This window comes from Cytophagia bacterium CHB2 (genome assembly GCA_030263535.1).
GTDB lineage: Bacteria > Zhuqueibacterota > Zhuqueibacteria > Zhuqueibacterales > Zhuqueibacteraceae > Coneutiohabitans.
Genome location: SZPB01000111.1, coordinates 1 through 17145, shown reverse-complemented (window position 1 = coordinate 17145; position 17145 = coordinate 1). Strand labels below are relative to the sequence as shown.

Annotated in this window: 17 protein-coding genes; 5 read left to right on the top strand and 12 right to left on the bottom strand. The window is 53.4% G+C overall.

Going from position 1 to position 17145, the window contains the following annotated elements:
- Positions 1–121: 121 nt before the first annotated feature.
- The 5 genes from FBQ85_12640 (at position 122) to FBQ85_12620 (ending at position 6142) form a co-directional block, all read left to right on the top strand.
- Positions 122–727 (top strand): hypothetical protein, encoded by a 606-nt coding sequence (locus tag FBQ85_12640; protein ID MDL1876001.1) that lies wholly within the window; start codon positions 122–124, stop codon positions 725–727.
- 181 nt (positions 728–908) lie between these two features.
- Entirely contained in the window at positions 909–2168 is a 1260-nt protein-coding gene (locus FBQ85_12635; protein MDL1876000.1) for a phosphoribosylamine--glycine ligase, read from the top strand.
- Positions 2169–2173: 5 nt separating this feature from the next.
- Complete coding sequence (locus FBQ85_12630) at positions 2174–3385, top strand: hypothetical protein (protein MDL1875999.1); 1212 nt, start codon at positions 2174–2176, stop codon at positions 3383–3385.
- A gap of 53 nt (positions 3386–3438) precedes the next feature.
- Positions 3439–5694 (top strand): T9SS type A sorting domain-containing protein, encoded by a 2256-nt coding sequence (locus tag FBQ85_12625; GenBank protein MDL1875998.1) that lies wholly within the window; start codon positions 3439–3441, stop codon positions 5692–5694.
- Positions 5695–5770: 76 nt separating this feature from the next.
- Entirely contained in the window at positions 5771–6142 is a 372-nt protein-coding gene (locus tag FBQ85_12620; GenBank protein ID MDL1875997.1) for a hypothetical protein, read from the top strand.
- 142 nt (positions 6143–6284) lie between these two features.
- Here FBQ85_12620 and FBQ85_12615 read toward each other — a convergent pair whose 3' ends face one another.
- The 12 genes from FBQ85_12615 to FBQ85_12560 form a co-directional block, all read right to left on the bottom strand.
- A complete protein-coding gene (locus tag FBQ85_12615) occupies positions 6285–6959 on the bottom strand; it encodes a ribulose-phosphate 3-epimerase (GenBank protein MDL1875996.1) in 675 nt (224 codons plus the stop codon).
- A gap of 94 nt (positions 6960–7053) precedes the next feature.
- Complete coding sequence (locus tag FBQ85_12610; GenBank protein MDL1875995.1) at positions 7054–7431, bottom strand: hypothetical protein; 378 nt, start codon at positions 7429–7431, stop codon at positions 7054–7056.
- 245 nt (positions 7432–7676) lie between these two features.
- Positions 7677–8480 carry a PASTA domain-containing protein gene (locus tag FBQ85_12605; protein MDL1875994.1) on the bottom strand — a complete coding sequence of 268 codons (804 nt, stop codon included), beginning with the start codon at positions 8478–8480 and terminating at the stop codon, positions 7677–7679.
- Between the two features lie 4 nt (positions 8481–8484).
- Positions 8485–9870, bottom strand: a complete 1386-nt coding sequence (rsmB, locus tag FBQ85_12600) for a 16S rRNA (cytosine(967)-C(5))-methyltransferase RsmB (protein MDL1875993.1) — start codon at positions 9868–9870, stop codon at positions 8485–8487.
- Positions 9863–10237 (bottom strand): hypothetical protein, encoded by a 375-nt coding sequence (locus FBQ85_12595; protein MDL1875992.1) that lies wholly within the window; start codon positions 10235–10237, stop codon positions 9863–9865. Before FBQ85_12595 ends, rsmB begins: the two co-directional genes overlap by 8 nt.
- 23 nt (positions 10238–10260) lie before the next feature.
- Positions 10261–11205, bottom strand: coding sequence for a methionyl-tRNA formyltransferase (locus FBQ85_12590; GenBank protein ID MDL1875991.1), 945 nt, complete (start codon positions 11203–11205; stop codon positions 10261–10263).
- A gap of 104 nt (positions 11206–11309) precedes the next feature.
- Positions 11310–11864, bottom strand: coding sequence for a peptide deformylase (def, locus tag FBQ85_12585; protein ID MDL1875990.1), 555 nt, complete (start codon positions 11862–11864; stop codon positions 11310–11312).
- Between the two features lie 3 nt (positions 11865–11867).
- Positions 11868–12203 carry a preprotein translocase subunit YajC gene (gene yajC, locus FBQ85_12580; GenBank protein MDL1875989.1) on the bottom strand — a complete coding sequence of 112 codons (336 nt, stop codon included), beginning with the start codon at positions 12201–12203 and terminating at the stop codon, positions 11868–11870.
- A gap of 9 nt (positions 12204–12212) precedes the next feature.
- Positions 12213–13370, bottom strand: coding sequence for a tRNA guanosine(34) transglycosylase Tgt (tgt, locus tag FBQ85_12575; protein MDL1875988.1), 1158 nt, complete (start codon positions 13368–13370; stop codon positions 12213–12215).
- Between the two features lie 38 nt (positions 13371–13408).
- Positions 13409–14779 carry a DNA repair protein RadA gene (gene radA / locus FBQ85_12570; protein ID MDL1875987.1) on the bottom strand — a complete coding sequence of 457 codons (1371 nt, stop codon included), beginning with the start codon at positions 14777–14779 and terminating at the stop codon, positions 13409–13411.
- Between the two features lie 232 nt (positions 14780–15011).
- Positions 15012–15284: a hypothetical protein gene (locus FBQ85_12565; GenBank protein ID MDL1875986.1), complete on the bottom strand. Its 273-nt coding sequence runs from the start codon at positions 15282–15284 to the stop codon at positions 15012–15014.
- 487 nt (positions 15285–15771) lie between these two features.
- Positions 15772–17124, bottom strand: coding sequence for an NAD(P)/FAD-dependent oxidoreductase (locus tag FBQ85_12560; protein MDL1875985.1), 1353 nt, complete (start codon positions 17122–17124; stop codon positions 15772–15774).
- Positions 17125–17145: the final 21 nt, after the last annotated feature.

Genomic DNA, 17145 nt, shown 5'->3' with positions numbered 1-17145 from the left:
TGAACGTTCAAGTCTAGGTAGTGTCGAGAGCGCTGGCCAAGCCATCGTTGAGCGATCGAGCACAGAATTAGAGAAGCGACGGCCAAGCCGTCGCTGAACATCTCATTCCGGGGAGGCAACTATGCAGAAAGGTTGGGCACGGGAAAAGCAACAGGTCTATTTTATCACAAACACAATCGCCGGTTGGAAAAACCTCTTTGTCACGATCCGCGCGATCAGTGTCATTTTCAACAGTTGGAGATTCTTTATTGATAAGCGAAACGCAAGCTTTCTGGCCTATGTCGTCATGCCTTCGCATCTGCACTACATCGTTCAACTTGCGGATACACAATACGGCATTTCCGACATGCAGCGCGATTTCAAACGACATACCGCGCGACAGATTATTGAGGGCTTGCAAGCCGCGAGTGAAAAACCGCCGGCCACAAGCCTGCCGCTCTTCGCCGCTGCCGGCTTTCAGCGGGAATCAGCGGAAGATTTGTTATCGTGCTTTCGAGATGCCGGTCGTGTTGCAGGTCAAACCTATCGTGTGTGGCTGCCGGACGACCGCCCCGAGATGGTTTTCACGCAGAAGTTTTTTGAACAGAAACTCAACTATCTGCATGCCAATCCAGTGGAAAGCAAAATCGTTGCGTCGATGGAAGACTACCCTTACTCCAGCGCTGCGTTTTATGCGAGCGGAAAAGAAGGATTGATTCCGGTCACACCGATGCGATTTGTAGAGTGAGCAGAAATATCTGTCATGGCTTGGCCATAGTATGGCTGTGGGCGATCTGCTTAGGCTTGGCCTTGCTCATTTTATACTGTAAAGTTGAAAGCGATGGCCAAGCCATCGCTGAGCTATCGCGCATCGAATCAGAGAAGCGACGGCCAAGCCGTCGCTTAACCTATTGGACAAGTCATAAACAATGCCTACTTCTCCGCATGTCCTGCTATTGGGCGTGGGTGCCTTTGCACATGCCGTGATGCGCATTCTGCGCGAAAACGGGGCGCGCGTGAGCTGCTATTTGACGCGCAGCTACGGCCACTACGGCCCTTCTCTCGAAGGCGAAGTTTATCCTGCCTCTTATTTTCCCAGTCCGGTGCGTTTCGTGCGTGATAAAAAAGTCGATCTGTTGATTCCCATGTCCATTGACTGGGTTTTGCAGCCGTGGTCGGAAGAATTGCTTTCGCTGAATCTCCCCATCTTTTCGCCCTTCGGCGAAGCCATGCGCCTGGAGCGCGAGCGCGACTGGGGCCGCCGATTATGCGAACAATACGGCATCGCCTTCCCCAAAGCCTATGTCGCGCGCAACCGCCTGGAAGCCGAAGCCGTTTTGAAAAATGATCCACGGCCTTATGTTATCAAAAACCCGCTGTGCTCGCCGACCAGCCCGATTCACACGATTGTCTGTGAAACCGTGGAAGACACGCATCACTGGCTCGAACGCCTGGACTACGCTGAAGGTGTCTTCTTGCAAGAGTACATGGGACGCGCGGAAGCCGGACACATTGCCGTGGTGAGCAACGGCGAGATCTACTCGCTGGCCACCAATCAAGAGTACAAACGCGCCTTTGACGGCAACATGGGAATCGTGGCCGGCGCACCGCTGGGCGGATTGGTGGAAAAAGATCCGCAAGATAAATACGGCCTCGCGCGCGAGTTGCTGCATCCTCTACTGCCCTGGTTGCGTGAAACCAAATTTCATGGCCCGGTGCAGGTCACTGCTGCCAAGCACGAGGGCCGCTGGCATGTGTTGGAATACAACGTGCGCATGGGCGTCACCTCGACGCAGATGATTCTGCGCCTGCTCAAAAATCCTTTTGAAGTGATTTATCAGGCCGCGCGCGATGAAAAACTTGAACCGCAGTTTCATGATGATCTGCAATTCGGCTGCAGCCTGACCCTTGCCGGTTATGGTTATCCTTTCATCAGCATTCAAGGTCCGCGTTTGCCGGTGCGGTTGCTCGGCGAACCAACTTGTGACATTTGGTGGAATGAAGTTGCGGAAGATGCCACCGGCGGGCTGGTGATGACCGGCCATCGCATCGCTGACGTTGTCGCGCTTTCGAACTCGCTGGAAAGCGCTATCAAGCGTGCTTATGAAAATATACGCATGATCAAATGCCTCAGCAGCTACTATCGCACTGATGTCGGCATGAGTTTATGGCCGCCTGGAAAGGAGTGACATTCATGTTTCGTTTCGCTCGCGGAGTTCTGATTTTTGCGGGAGTATTGTTGTTCACGAACCTATCCCTGAGTCAAAACCTGGCCTCTTTTCATTTGCAATCCGAGGGCACTTCCCCTGCGGGTTCTCCTCGTGCTGCGCGTTTCGGCGAATCGGTTGTCTGGCGCGGCACCGAAAGCCTGGTCTGGCAAGATCAACAAGGCAACAAACGCCTGGCACTCAATGGTCAATTTCTGCAACACGCCATTAGCACAAACGGCGAGGTGATTGCTGCGTTGGAAAAAATCGAAAAAGATGGCATCGCGCTGCGATTGCAGTGGCAGGATCGCAATGGCCGGTCGCTTGGTAGCAATGTTTTCACCTGGCATGAAGATGATCCCTTACCACAAATTTGTCTAGACGCGAACGGCTCTGCTTTGCTGCTGGGACAATCCACCTCGGCGCAGGTTATGTTTCTTGCTGCTGAGGGCCAAATGCTTGGGGATAAGAAACTTTTCGATAGTGTTGCTTATAGTAATGAGAGACCAATGTTCCTCGCAGCAGGCGGCCAGTCTTTTTGGGTATTGAGCCAGAACACTCCCACCCCGGTGAATTCGCCCACACTTGTTTGTTTCAGTGCAGCCGGCGAAGAGAAATGGCGGCGTGATTTGCCGGCGGGAACGCCGGGCGGTGTGGCGGTCGCGCCCAACGGCGACTGGATTCTGGCGGGCCGTTATCAAGTGACGAGTGACAATCGCGTGGAATCCTCTTTGCATTTGTTTGACGGCAGCGGCGCTTTGCGAGCAACCCTGCACGGCCTTTTTCGACAGGCCCACTTTGCAGAAAATGGGCAGCGTTTGTTGTTGATGGATCGCCGGCAATTGCGACTCCTCAACCTGCCGGACGCGAAACAAACTTGGCAATATAATCTTCCCAATCGCAATGAAATGTTTGTCGGCATCGCTTCCGATGTCAAAGGCGAAAACCATTTCGCGCTGGCTGCCGTGAGCAATTTCAAAAACGGCCGTTTTGGTTTTGAGCAAGCCCGCTTGATCAGATTCAATGCCAGCGGACGCCAGCAATCAAGTACAGCCATCAAAACCGATTTGATTGAGCCGGTCATTGCGCTTTCGCCGGATGGCAGGCGTCTTACCCTTGCTGCTGACCGCGTCATGCAAACCTACTGGACAACGACAGCAACAAAGATTCAGGAAAAAGAAACACGGTCCGATTTCTAAGAATCACTAAAAAGTCAAAATACAAATTCATCGTCACCCTTCACCAAAATCTCATGCTTCATTCTCCAACACTCCAATTTGACAGTGTCATGCGATCACGCAAGATTCTCTTGGGGATTCTTCTTATTTGCTTGCCCGCTCTTGCCCAGGCGCAATTTCCCTGGCCCATAACGCCATTCAATGAAACCCACGTCATCACCGGCACGTTTTGTGAATATCGTGATACCGCGCCCGCCCCGCACTATCACAACGGCACGGACATTCCCAAGCCTGATCGTTCGCCGGTTTATCCCTGTGAAGACGGCATAGTGACTTCATTGGATCCCAACGGCAGCAATGCCTACGTGCGCGTCGGGCGCTTCGCCTACGTTCACATTGCGCCCAACCCTGCGCTCAGTGTCGGCGATTCGGTATTCCAATCCGAAACCATTTTGGGAACGATTCTGGACGGACTCGGCCACGTGCATCTCACCGAAGGTCAAGTCGGCAACGAAGTGAATGCTTTGCGCAAAGGCACCGGCTTGACGCCCTATGTCGATACCTGGCCCCCGGTTTTCAATTTCGTCCGGCTTTTTCTCAATGGCACAAATACTGAGTTCACCGGCGGCAACGTCAGCAGCCGCGTCGATATTGTGGCGCACATTTCCGAGCGTAGCGGCCCGCCCGGCAGCTCAAGCTCGGTGACCAACAACGGAGCTTATAAAGTCGGTTACCGCATTCTCAATGCTGGTCGCGACTCTGTGGTTTACGAGCCGCCCAACAACGGCGTGCGTTTTCAATTCGACCGTAAGCCTCTTGGCGACGTTCATCTCGCATTTCATCCGTCTTATTCCAGCACCAGTGCGCATGTTTATTATGTCAGCAATACCGCCAGCAGCCGTTCTTATTGGGATACCGAATTGCTGCCGGACGGCAATTATACCTTGCAGATCTTTGCCGAAGATACGTATGGCAATGCCGGCGAGACGTTTATTGCCGTGCGGGTCGCGCGTAAAGATTTGCTGGCGCCGGCGCGGCCGTTGTTGTTGTCGATTGCGAATGCCGAAGCGCGCTGGCTGGCGAACACTGAAACGGATTTGCGCGGTTATCGGTTGTATTCTTCAGCAGAAAACATCAACTCTTGGCAACTGGCGATTGATGAGTCAACGCTGCCGCCGGGCGCAACCTCCATCAATCTTGCCGCGCCTGTCAGCGATATTTATTTTCGCCTCACCGCAGTTGATACCGTGGCGCCGCCCAACGAGAGTCCGCATTCAGATGTTTATGGCCTCGCGTCTTCTTCCCGGCCCGAGCGCATTTTGATCGTCGATGGCTTTGATCGTTTCGGCGGCTCTGGCAGTTGGTCGCAGCCCTGGCACTATTTTGTGTCGCACTACGGCGAAGCTATCGCGGCAAACGGTTTTGCTTTCGAAAGTTGCGCCAACGAACAAGTCAGTTCTGGCGCAGTTGAGTTGCAGGATTATGATGCGGTGTTTTGGTTGCTTGGCGATGAATCAACCGCAGATGAAACGTTTAACACAAGCGAGCAGGCCAAAGTTAAAGCTTATTTGCAAAACGGCGGCAAGTTGTTTGTCTCCGGCTCGGAGATCGCATGGGATTTGGATACCGGGGCGCGCGGCTCAGCCAGCGACGAAGCGTTTCTGCACGATTATCTCAAAGCCGATTATGTTGCTGACGATGCGAATAACACGGCTCTGAGCGGCGAAGCGGGCGTCATTTTTGCCGGATTGAATTTCACCTACGGCAGCCTGCCTTACATCGAAGACTATCCCGATGCCATCGCGCCTTTTGGTGGCGGCGTGATTTGCTTGCGCTATGGCAATAATCAAATTGCCGCAGTGCAATTCGAAGGCATGTTTCCAAATGGCAATCGCGAGGGCAAACTGGTTTATTTTGGTTTTCCATTTGAAACGATCAACGGCGCGGGGGTACGGCAGGAACTGTTCCGTCGCGTGATGGAATTCTTTTTTCCCGGCGCAACCGCGGTTGCGAACAATGCAACTTCAGATATGCCGCGGGACTTCGTTCTTTATCAGAATTATCCCAATCCATTCAATCCCTCTACCACGATTCGCTTCGGTTTGCCGGCAGCCGCCTCCGTTCGCTTGGAGATTTTTGACATGCTTGGCCGCCGCGTGTACACATGGCCGGCGCGGGCTTATCCGGCGGGTGTTCACAGCTTAAGTTGGGGGGGAAAAAATGACGCAGGCGTTACCATCACCAGCGGCGAATATTTTTTGCGCATCCTGGCTGAAACGAATGGGAGGGAGAAGCTCAGCAGAGTGATTAAGCTGAATTTTGTGCAATAATTCTTGCTGCAGCGTTACGAGTCTATGCTTACTTTGCGTCCGTTCAAACGGGAAAAATAGTATGGGAGATACGAACATGCCAAATCAAGCCTTTCCACCAGTTCCTCCGACGCCGCGAGAGTATTGGGAGGACAATGATTGGGCAAACGCGCATATCGCAGAAATTGCCGCAGCCTATCCCAATCTTTGGGTGGCAGTAGTTGATAAACAAGTGATCGCCTCCGGAAAAATTATTGCAGACGTTCGCAAAGCGGCTGAGACAAAAACTGGCAAAACGCATTTTCCTGTCGTATTTGCTGAGAGGGGTATACATGTCTACACGGGTCAATCTCCATTTTCAAACCAGGCCTTCAAAGACCAGCAAACAACCTCTTCGGCGATCAAATACAAGGCGCATTTGATGGAAAATGATAACGCCCTTTCCTTATTGGCCATCAGGATACTTTGACCGATACCGATTTGCCGTGCCATTATAAATCTCAGCTCGCGTGGATAGAAGTGTAGTTTCGTTGAGCTGATCCGAATCATCACCGATAATTTCGCGAGTCGCTTGCGGCCTCCCTTACTGGGACGCTATTACTCTGTCCCACTTACACCTCCACCAACGTCGCATTCCAGGCGGCTTTTTTCAATGCCGCACAAGCTGCGCCAATATCTTTTGCGCCGAAGATCGAGGTGCCGGCCACGAGCACGTCAGCGCCGGCTTTGACAACTGCGGGCGTGGTTTGCAGATCAATGCCGCCGTCAACTTCCAGAAAGATGGCGCGTCGGCTGGCATGAATCATTTGACGCGCGCGCTGGATTTTGGAGAGAGTGTTGTCAATAAGGGTTTGTCCGCCAAAACCGGGATTGACGGTCATGAGCAGCAACAAATCGATGTCATGCAGGATTTCTTCGATGGCGGTGAGAGAAGTGGCGGGATTCAGCGCGACGCCGGCAGCCGCACCGGTTTCGTGAATTTGATCCACCACGCGATGTAAATGCCGGCAAGCTTCGACATGCACAGTGATGCGATCGGCGCCGGCAGCGCGAAACGCTGAAATATAATCTTCCGGCTGCTCAATCATGAGATGAACATCCAATGGCAGTTTGGTGCAGCGCCGCGCTGCCGCGACGACCAGCGGACCAAAGCTGATGTTGGGCACAAAATGGCCGTCCATCACATCGCAATGAATCCAGTCCGCGCCCGCGTTTTCCACCAGACGAATCTGTTCGTGAAGCTGCGTGAAATCAGCAGAAAGAATGGAGGGCGCCAGATGGATCATATTTATTGAGTGAGTTTGATGAAAATACAACTTTAAAGAGTGTAAGTCGAAAAAGATACACGGTGAAAGAGAATAGAAATTTCATATTCTATGTTCATCGAACGGAATTGCCCGGGGGAAGCATAAGTGGAATAGTAAACTGAATTTTACTCGTCGACGCATTTTGTGCATCAGATTTTGCTTTCGAACCAATTCCAAAACTCCCGAGAAAAACGCCGATACCACTTTCTACACCGCTACCCTCGACTTGAGCCAAAACGATATCAAAATGAACATCTTGAGGTATAGCATGATTGTAGGCAGTATTCTGGCCATCTTTTGTAAAACCTACCCCTGTTGGATTGACATTGCCGCCCCTGTTAGTGATCTCCTTTTGAGCTAGAGAAACACCCTCCACAATTTGAATAAGAGTTTCTCGAATAAAATCCTTTAAGTGCATAAGAAAACCTCTTTTCAGTTTGTCCTTTGACATAACATGACTGTAGAATCAAGTGATTTGATTTCGCTTTGGTTCTATCGCGCAATTGTTGCATACCAGTTCTTGAGCGAGTTGCAACCTAAATTCATTGAGTAGAATGGAAGAAACATTCAAAAGTATACCTCACAACTAAATCCGTTGGCCGCTTTCATCAGTTGGATAATTTTTATTAGATCAGCCTGCAAGAATAAAAACTTGAAGACACTCTTATTAATGTGAAAGACTTTCTGATTGTCCCGTCAGTCATTCCTCTCCGGCAGCGTACTGATTTCCAAATCAATCGTTGCGCCCTTGATGACATTCGTGTTGGAAGGCAGGGATTGCCGGATCACGGTTTCGGGCAGTAAATCCGGCACAATGGTGTACGTCAGTTGGCCGATGCGCAAGCCCGCTTGCTTGATTTTGAGCAGTGCGTCAGTCAACGTCCGGCCTTCGAGTTCCGGCACAACGAATACCTCCGGTTCGGCGCCGACGCTCAACGTGATATTCACTTTGGTATTCAGAGCAACCTCGGCGCGCGGCGGCACGGATTGCCAGCTTACCGCGCCTTCCGGATGAATATTGGAGTAGTCATATCCCACCGCACCCAGCACCAACCGCGCCTGATTCAACAACAATTCCGCCTCGCGCTGCGAGCGGCCGATCAAATCCGGCACTTGAATGCGCTTCTCGCCGCGACTGGTCACCACATGCACGCGGCGGCCGTATTTGACTTTGGCAAACGGCGCCGGGCTTTGTTCCAGCACGATGCCGAAAGGGAACTCGTCGCTGAAGCGTTCTTCTTCTTTGACGATGGCAAAGCCGGCATTTTCGAGCGCGCTTTTGGCGTCTTCATAGCGCATCTTGGTGATGTCGGGAATCTCGACTTCCTGCCCGTGGCGTGTGTAAAGCGGCATGAAAATCCAATCCATTGCCAATCCCAGGGCCAGGAAAACGGCGATCACGCTGCCGAGCAGGCGCAGAAATCTGTTATTCATCACGCCGATCAGAAAGCGTCGCCAAGCACTCAAAGAGGAACCGTTTGAAAATTGTGTATTTGCCATTCTTTCAACTCAATTTCTTCAAATGTGCCGCAAAGCTGCCATCAACGCCGTGACGATGAGGAAACGTTGCCACAAATCCGGCAGCATCGCAAAAACGTGCGGGAATGAATTGTTGTGCTGGTTGCAGGTTAAAATTTGGATACTGCTCCAAAAACCAGGTGGCCACGCCTTGATTCTCCGCCGGTTCCGTCGTACATGTGCTGTAAATCAGACGGCCGCCAGGTTTGAGGAGGGTTGCCGCGTTTTGCAAGATTTCTTTTTGCAGCGCCACCAGTTGGGGAATATCCTCCGGCCGTCGACGCCAGCGCAAATCGCTGCGCTTGCCGAGCACGCCCAGCCCGGAACACGGTGCGTCCACCAGCACGAGATCAGCCGCCGGGCCGCTGAACGTGCGCGCGTCCGCGGCGATCAACTCAATCTCGCAATGCAAGCGTTGCGCCGCCTCTTGCACAAGGCGCAAACGGTTGGGGCTTTGATCAACCGCGATGACTCTGGCGTTCGGCGCAAGCTCCGCGAGATGCAACGCCTTGCCACCCGGCGCAGCGCATAAATCGATGATCGTTTCTCCCGGCGCGGGCGCTGCAAGATGCGCCACCAAGCCGGCGCTGGCATCTTGCATCGTAAAAGCGCCGGCCTTGAATGACTCCAGCGCGGCAATGTGGTGCTGCGACGGCACGTGATAAAAATGTGGCAGCCCGTCAATCGCTCGCCCTTGCACGTTGGCGGCGGCTAATTCCGCCAACACGGTTTCGTGATGCAACTCCGGCCGTGTGAGGCGAATTGTCAACTCCGGAATTTGATTGAACGCGTCAGCCAATGCCAGCATCTCGGCGCTGCCGTATAATTCGTGCCACCGCCGCAGAAGCCATTCCGGATAACTCAATGCCTGCGCCAATCGCTGAAAATCACCTGCAGCAAGCAAGCGTTCAGGCGCGGGCCAGTCATACGGCTCGCGCAGAGCGCTGCGCAACACGGCATTACAAAGCCGCGCCAGCCCCTCGCCAAACTGCGTGCGCGCCAGGCTGACCGCTTCATTCACCACGGCATAAGATGGAACACGGTCGAGATAGCGAAGTTGAAACAAGGCGCTGCGCAGGATATTTTTAAGCAAAGGCCGCGCGCCATCAAAATTTCTCCGAAAATGCCGCATCAACTCCGCGTCAAGACGGCTGCGCCGGCGCGTCACGCCGTTGGCAATCGCGGTGACCAAGGCTTTGTCCCGTTCCGGCAGGCGCGTGCGCGACAAATGTTTTTCCAAAATCTGATCAAGATAAGCCTGGCCGGTTTCGGCCTCTGTTAGAATTTTACAAACCAGGCCCCGCGCGGTTAAACGGCGGCTTCCTGCAGAGGGCTTGGGTGTGATCGCATCCGGCATGGGCAATTTATTCAACCACCTTTACATCCGTGATGAAGTGGCTGGTCTCTCCGAACCAGTCAACCGGCAAACCGATATGCTCCTCGTATTCGAGCGAAACACGCTTGCCCATGGTTTTGTTGATTTTCTCCGCGACTGCGTCGTCGCGCACGCTGAAATAAAACTTCTCCGGCATGACGCCGGGCACGTTGGCCATCGCCATTTCGCCTTCCCAGGTTTTGAAAACCCAGCCTTTTTTCGAAAGCTTCTGCACAAAGCCGTTGCGCTCACCGCTCGAATAACTCCAACTCAGCATAATCCAGGTGTATAAACACACGAGAGCCAACGGGACGACAATCAGCCGGAATAACCAGCGACCAAGATGTGATTTTTTCTGTTGCATACTTCGTCTCGAGGGGTAAAACGTTAACGCCCTAGTTGTTCCATCACTGAAATTTTATGTCCTTGTAAAAAGTTTGAAACGTTGACGATACGCTTGCCCGGCAATTGTAACTCCTCGAGAGCGAGCAAACCCTTGCCCGTGCCCACGAAGAGGTTGCCGGGCTTCGCCTCGACGCGATGGATCACGCCCGGCGCGAGGTTGCCGTCTTCGGTTTCGATTGCACGCGCTCGAAAAATTTTGAGCATTTTGCCTTGCCAATACGTGAATGCGCCCGGCGCCGGGTTCAAGCCGCGAATGAGATTGCGTATCTCGCGCGCCGGCTTGCGCCAGTCGATTTCAGCAACGGCGTTTGTGATTTTGGGCGCCAGCGTTACTGCGCCCTGTTGCGGCTGCGGCCGTAATCCGCCGTGTTGTATTTGCTCCAGCGTGGTGAGCAACAATTCCGCGCCGAGATGGGATAACCGATCGTGCAACTCGCCGAGAGTTTCATCCGGGCCAATGGGCGTACGCGCCTGCAGCAATATATTGCCGGTGTCAACTTTATCCGTAATCAAAAAAGTTGTGACGCCGGTTTCACTTTCGCCGTTGATAATTGCCCACTGAATGGGCGCTGCGCCGCGGTATTTCGGCAACAGCGAGGCGTGAATGTTGATCGTTCCGTGCGCGGGAATGGTAAACACTTCCCGCGGCAGAATGCGGAATGCCACGACGATGAAAGCATTCGCGTTCAGCGCTTGCAAACTCTGCACAAAATCCGGATCATTCAACTTTTCAGGCTGCAAAATCTTCAGGCCGTGTTGCTGCGCGATTTTCTTGACTGCGCTCGATGCCAATTGCAGGCCGCGGCCCGCCGGCTTATCCGCGCCCGTGACCACTGCTACCACCTGCACGCCGCATTCGAGCATTTTTTGCAATGGCGGCACGGCAAAATCAGGCGTGCCCATGAAAACAACTTTTAGATTTTGCAGCGCAGACATCGCATGAAAGCCAAAATTAAAATAAAAGCGAAACTCTTTTATAGGTTGTAACTATTCTTCGTTGGGAATCCGTGCAGCGAACAATCACAAAAACGTCAGACGGCTTTGCCTACCGCCCCTCGTTGGGATACCATCTCCATTCGCGTCTCATCCGCCAATGCTTGCAGCTTTTTTTTCAATAGCCTTCTCTTCAAAGCGCTCAAACGATCGACAAAAAAAATCCCGTTGAGATGGTCGATTTCGTGCTGCAGCACGCGCGCATACACGCCTTCGAATTCTTCTTCATGCAGATTGCCTTCCAAATCATGAAACCGAACCCGGATGCGCACATTGCGCTCCACGTCTTCATTGATATCAGGAATGCTGAGGCAGCCCTCTTCCATTGTGACCAGTTCGCTGGAAGTTTGCACGATTTCGGGATTGACAAAAGCCCGAGGTGCGGCGCCCTCTTCAATCAAACTAACCTCCACCACACACAGTGCGTGCGGCAGGCCAACTTGATTGGCGGCCAAACCAATGCCGCCGGCGGCTTGCATGGTTTCGATCATATCGGCAGCAAGCGCGCGCAAGGCCTCATCAAACGCGGTTTGCGGCCTGGCCTTTTGGCGCAGAATTGGGTCGCCATATTTTCGTATCGGCACAACCGCCATTCATCAAGACTCCGTTTTTTCCGTTTTCTCGATTTTGCGGCCAATGTGGCCGCGCGCGATTTCAATATCGACGTTTTTGGCAATCTGCAACACAATAACTTGTTCTTTCTCTTTGATGCCGACGATTTTGCCGTAGATGCCGCTGTTCGTGAGCACTTGATCGCCTTTTTGCAGGCTGTTCAACATTTGTTGATGTTGTTTCTTGAGCTTCATTTGCGGCCGGATCATCAAGAAATACATTACCAGCAACATCAAGCCGAACATCAGCCCCATATCCAGCATCGGATTGCGGCTGCCGGCCGGGGCAGTGGTTTGCAATAAAAGAACCAACGGGACCATGAATCCTCCTCACAGGGTGTTATCGTTTTTTGATTGGATGAAATAGTCGCTTTCAAATTTTTTCTGCCAGGAGGCGAACTCGCCGGCAGTAATTGCCTCTCGCATGGCTTGCAGCAGGCGATGATAGAAACGCAGGTTGTGCAAACTCGCCATGCGCATCGCCAGAATTTCCTGCGCTTGAAACAGATGGCGCAAATACGCGCGTGTGTACGTTTGGCACGCGTAACAATCACAACCCTCTTCCAACGGGCTGAAATCGTCTTTGAAGCGCGCGTTGTTGAGATTGAGCGGGCCGCGCGCCGTAAAGACTTGACCGCGCCGGCCGCTGCGTGTGGGAATCACGCAATCGAACATATCGACGCCCAAATTTACCGCATTCACGATGTCTTCGGGCTTGCCCACGCCCATCAAATAGCGCGGCTTGTTATGCGGCAACAACGCGGTGGAGAGATCGAGCATTTCTGCCATCGCGGCCTTAGGCTCACCGACCGCCAAACCGCCGACGGCATAGCCGGGAAAATCCAGGGCGAGCAGTTCTTCCGTGCTTTGGCGGCGCAAATCCGCGTAGGCGCCGCCTTGCGTGATGGCAAACAATGTTTGCGCATGTCCATAAAGCGGCTCAGCGTTTTTCCACGCGTGCAGACAGCGCTCAGCCCAGCGTGTGGTCAGCATCAGGGATTTTTTGACATAACCATACTCTGCGGGATAGGGCGGACACTCATCCAGCACCATCATGATATCCGAGCCGAGCGTTAGCTGTGTGCGCATCACGCTTTCCGGCGTGAATTCATGCGCAGAGCCGTCGATATGCGATTGAAAGCGCACCCCGTTTTCGTGAATCTTGCGCAACGCCGCGAGACTGAAAACTTGATAACCGCCGCTGTCGGTCAGAATCGGCCACGGCCAATGCGCGAATTTGTGCAAGCCGCCGGCGCGCTGCATCAACTCTTCGCCCGGCCGCAAATACAGATGATACGTATTACCGAGAATGATCTGACTGCCGACGACGCGAATCTCATCTTGGCTGAGCGTTTTTACCGTTCCCTGCGTGCCCACCGGCATGAAGACCGGCGTGAGAATTTCGCCGTGCGCCGTAACGAGTTTACCACAACGCGCGCGCGTTGCGCGATCTTGAGAAAGAACTTCGAACGAAAAAGAATGCGCCATCTCGTATTATTTCATTCTGAGTTCGACCGTCCTGAGGCTTACAACAACCGGCTCAAGGCGTCATCGACTCGTTCAACCGGAATGATTTCAATCCCGGGTGATTTCGGTAAACCACTCGCGGAATATTTTGGAATCACAGCCTGTTTGAAACCCAATTTTGCGGCTTCACTTAAACGTTTTTCGATTTGCGGCACGGCGCGCACTTCACCGCCCAAACCCACTTCGCCGATCACCACGACGGTGGGATCGACTACCGCATTGCGCAACGAAGAGGCGGCGGAGACAACGATCCCGAGATCCGCCGCCGGCTCTTCAATGCGTACACCGCCGGCAACATTCACAAAAACGTCATATGTACTCACGCGCATGCCGATGCGTTTTTCCAGCACGGCCAGCAACACGGCGAGGCGGCGCGTGTCAATGCCGTTCGCCGTGCGCTGCGGCACGCCATAATGCGTGGTGGTGAGCAGCGCTTGCACCTCCACTAAAATCGGGCGTGAGCCTTCGAGCGTGCAAATCACCACGGAGCCGGAAATATCGCCCTTGCGCTGCGATAAGAAGATCTCCGAAGGGTTGGCCACTTCCGCGAGGCCGTCTTGCTTCATTTCAAATACGCCGATTTCGCGTGTGCTGCCGAAGCGGTTTTTCACCGAGCGCAAAATGCGAAAAAGATGATCGCGATCGCCTTCGAATTGCAGCAGCGTATCGACCATATGCTCGAGCACTTTGGGCCCGGCGAGATAGCCTTCTTTGGTGACATGGCCGACGAGAATGACGACAATACCCTCGTTTTTGGCCAGCGTCAGAAATGAGAGCGCGCATTCACGCACCTGGCTGACGCTGCCCGGCGGGCTTTCGAATTCCGGGCGGTAAATCGTCTGAATCGAATCAACAACGACTACGGCCGGTTGAATCTCCTGAACCGCGCCGAGAATTTCATCAAGATTGGTTTCGGCAAGAATGTAGAGATGCGCCGAATCCAAGCCCAGCCGTTGCGCGCGCATTTTCGTTTGCCGCGCCGATTCCTCGCCGGTGATGTACAACACGCGGAAATCCTCGCGCGCCAGTGCAGCCGCTTCTTGCAGCAACAATGTCGATTTGCCGATGCCCGGATCGCCGCCAAACAGAACCAACGAACCGGGTACCAAACCGCCGCCCAACACGCGGTTCAACTCCTCACTGCGGCACATAATGCGGGAAAGATCGTCTTGCGAAATCTCGCGCAGCGGCAGCGGCTTGTTTCGCGTAACAGCCTGCGCCGGATGCGAACGTTTCGCCGGAGGCGCAACTTTCTCTTCGACAAAGCTATTCCATTGCTCGCACTCTGGGCAGCGCCCGAGCCAGCGCACGCTTTTGTGGCCGCAACTTTGGCAAACGTATTGCCGGCTTTCTTTTTTGACACGAGTCATGCTTTGATGCGCGCGCTCGATTAGCCTATAAAAAGCTGGCCTGCGTCGGGTGGTGACGAGGCCATTTTGATTTTTGAAATAATATTAATGCGCTGGCAAAACTGAGGCACGCAAGCCCGCGCGCCATTTTTGCAACAGATGCGCCACGCGTTATCAAGCTTAAGCCGATGGTCTTGCGTCTGCTGAATAAGCCCATCGACTGACAACCTCAGTCGTACCAGGCTCACGCCGTCTAGCGCAGGTCCAAAATCAGCCAGGCCCAGAAAATTCCATAAACAACGATAAAGATTCCGTTCACGCTCGCGAGGAGCGGTTGTGCTCTTTGCCGTAACGTCACCACAAATGCCGTCACCGCCGCCACCGGCCCCAACGCTATCAACAAGTTCATCCACCATACCAGTCCGGCAGCAAAGGTCGAGGCCAAAATCCAGAAGCCGTAGAAGTGCGCGACAAAGAGTGCGCCGCTAAGCAGTGTGAGCGATCGACCACGGCTGGCCTTCGTCATCATCTTCCGTCAGTTGAATCAGGTGTCAACATAACTCTAGTTTACATGGATTAACTTTCAAAGGATTGAACCGAGCCATGCCCCGTTATCATACTTTATTTCGACCGCATCGAAAATATTGATTTTGCTTCGGAAAGTCAAGGCATTACTCGGCTCGCTCGGCGTCGGGGCTCTTGTCCTGCCTGAATTTTGCGTGGCAGTTGTTTCGTTCGAACGTCAACAATACACCACGAATAACTCCGCGAGGAGTGACATGTTTAATCTGCGCGGTGAAAGCCGCGCCAAATCAAACAAATTCACATGTCATTCCTCGGAGTTGCCAACGCTGACATGGCGCAAAATTTCTTGACGCAACCCAGTGGGTGTATTAATATCGCAATGGAAACCGTGCCAAATGCGGGTTCGGCCAATTCCGACGAAAAATCCACGTCCTAACCATCTTCGACACCTGCCATCAAACTCAGCAACCAGCATCCAGCATCCAGAATCAAACCAACTTTTTCCAATCCCGCAAAATTTCGCGCGCGGCATTATAGCCCGGCGCGCCGGTCACACCGCCGCCGGGATGCGTGCCAGCGCCGCAAAGATAGAGATGCTCAATCGGCGTGCGATACTGGCCAAAGCCGGCAACCGGCCGCATAAACAGCAGTTGATCCAAACCCATCTGGCCATGAAATTCCCCGCCTTCGGTGAGCGCATATTCGCGTTCATAATCGAGCGGGGTCAACACATGACGATGCAGAATTAATTCTTTGAGATTGGGAGCATATTGCACAAGCGTATTGATGATATGATCGCCCAATTTCTCGCGCATATCATCCCAATGCGACTCACGCAGTTTGTACGGCGCATATTGCATAGTGATCGACAGAATGTGTTTTCCGGCGGGCGCAAGCGAGGCATCCATCACAGTGGGGATCACAATGTCGAGATAAGGTTGTTGCGAGTAACGGCCATACTTGGCGTCATCATTGGCGCGTTCGAGATATTCCAAATCCGGGCAAATAACAATGTGTCCGCTGAGCTGTTTTTCCGCGTCAGTTGTGCCCTTAAACGCCGGCAATCCGTTCAGCGCGAGATTCATTTTCGCGCTTGTTCCACGATAGCGTATGTTGCGCACGCGCCGCACAAACGTGGGGCCGAGATTCGGCGCGCCCACGAGATCAAAAAAGCTGCGGCGCGGATCCGCACTTGAAACGATGATCTTTGCTGAGATTTCTTCGCCACTCTTCAACACAACACCGACAGCCTTGCCGTCCTCAAGTTTAATGTGAGCCACTTCCGCTCCCAACCAAATTTCAGCGCCATGCTTTTTTGCTGAGTTTGCCAACGCCACCGCGAGCTGACCGATGCCGCCTTTCACAAATTGACTGGCCTTGAAGCCGCCATTTGCCGCGCCAAGATAGTGATACAATATCATAAACGCCGTGCCCGAGGCTTGCGGGCCTTGCATGCTGCCGGCCACGCCGGTCGCGCCCAGCACGGCTTTGAGCGTCTCACTCTCGAACCATTCATTGAGAAACTCAACGGCCGTCATGGGCAACACCCGCAGAAACTCCATCATCTCATGTTTGCCCAGACCTTTGAGCTTGCGGCCGGTGTTGAGCCACGGCAGCAACTCTTCGAACTTCAGCTCGCTCACGCTTGGCGGCGCGAGGAGCATGATGCTGTGCAACACCTCCGTCAATTTGTTCACGAGACGCATGAACGCCGGAAATCGTTCGGCATCTTTAGGAGAGTGGCGGGCAATCTCAGCAAGGCTTTTTTGTTCATCGCGCCAAAGCGTGAGAGCAGAGCCGTTTGGTTGCGGGGCAAACACGGCGGCCGGACTTTCGCGCAATTCCAATCCGTGTTTTTTTAA

Bases quoted from the DNA above. Each gene is read 5' to 3' on its own strand.
- FBQ85_12595 (MDL1875992.1), bottom strand. From the start codon at position 10,237: ATGCAACAGAAAAAATCACATCTTGGTCGCTGGTTATTCCGGCTGATT.
- FBQ85_12630 (MDL1875999.1), top strand. From the start codon at position 2,174: ATGTTTCGTTTCGCTCGCGGAGTTCTGATTTTTGCGGGAGTATTGTTG.
- FBQ85_12640 (MDL1876001.1), top strand. From the start codon at position 122: ATGCAGAAAGGTTGGGCACGGGAAAAGCAACAGGTCTATTTTATCACA.
- tgt (MDL1875988.1), bottom strand. From the start codon at position 13,370: ATGGCGCATTCTTTTTCGTTCGAAGTTCTTTCTCAAGATCGCGCAACG.
- FBQ85_12635 (MDL1876000.1), top strand. From the start codon at position 909: ATGCCTACTTCTCCGCATGTCCTGCTATTGGGCGTGGGTGCCTTTGCA.
- FBQ85_12620 (MDL1875997.1), top strand. From the start codon at position 5,771: ATGCCAAATCAAGCCTTTCCACCAGTTCCTCCGACGCCGCGAGAGTAT.
- radA (MDL1875987.1), bottom strand. From the start codon at position 14,779: ATGACTCGTGTCAAAAAAGAAAGCCGGCAATACGTTTGCCAAAGTTGC.
- FBQ85_12565 (MDL1875986.1), bottom strand. From the start codon at position 15,284: ATGACGAAGGCCAGCCGTGGTCGATCGCTCACACTGCTTAGCGGCGCA.
- FBQ85_12610 (MDL1875995.1), bottom strand. From the start codon at position 7,431: ATGTCAAAGGACAAACTGAAAAGAGGTTTTCTTATGCACTTAAAGGAT.
- FBQ85_12605 (MDL1875994.1), bottom strand. From the start codon at position 8,480: ATGGCAAATACACAATTTTCAAACGGTTCCTCTTTGAGTGCTTGGCGA.
- FBQ85_12615 (MDL1875996.1), bottom strand. From the start codon at position 6,959: ATGATCCATCTGGCGCCCTCCATTCTTTCTGCTGATTTCACGCAGCTT.
- def (MDL1875990.1), bottom strand. From the start codon at position 11,864: ATGGCGGTTGTGCCGATACGAAAATATGGCGACCCAATTCTGCGCCAA.
- yajC (MDL1875989.1), bottom strand. From the start codon at position 12,203: ATGGTCCCGTTGGTTCTTTTATTGCAAACCACTGCCCCGGCCGGCAGC.
- FBQ85_12625 (MDL1875998.1), top strand. From the start codon at position 3,439: ATGCTTCATTCTCCAACACTCCAATTTGACAGTGTCATGCGATCACGC.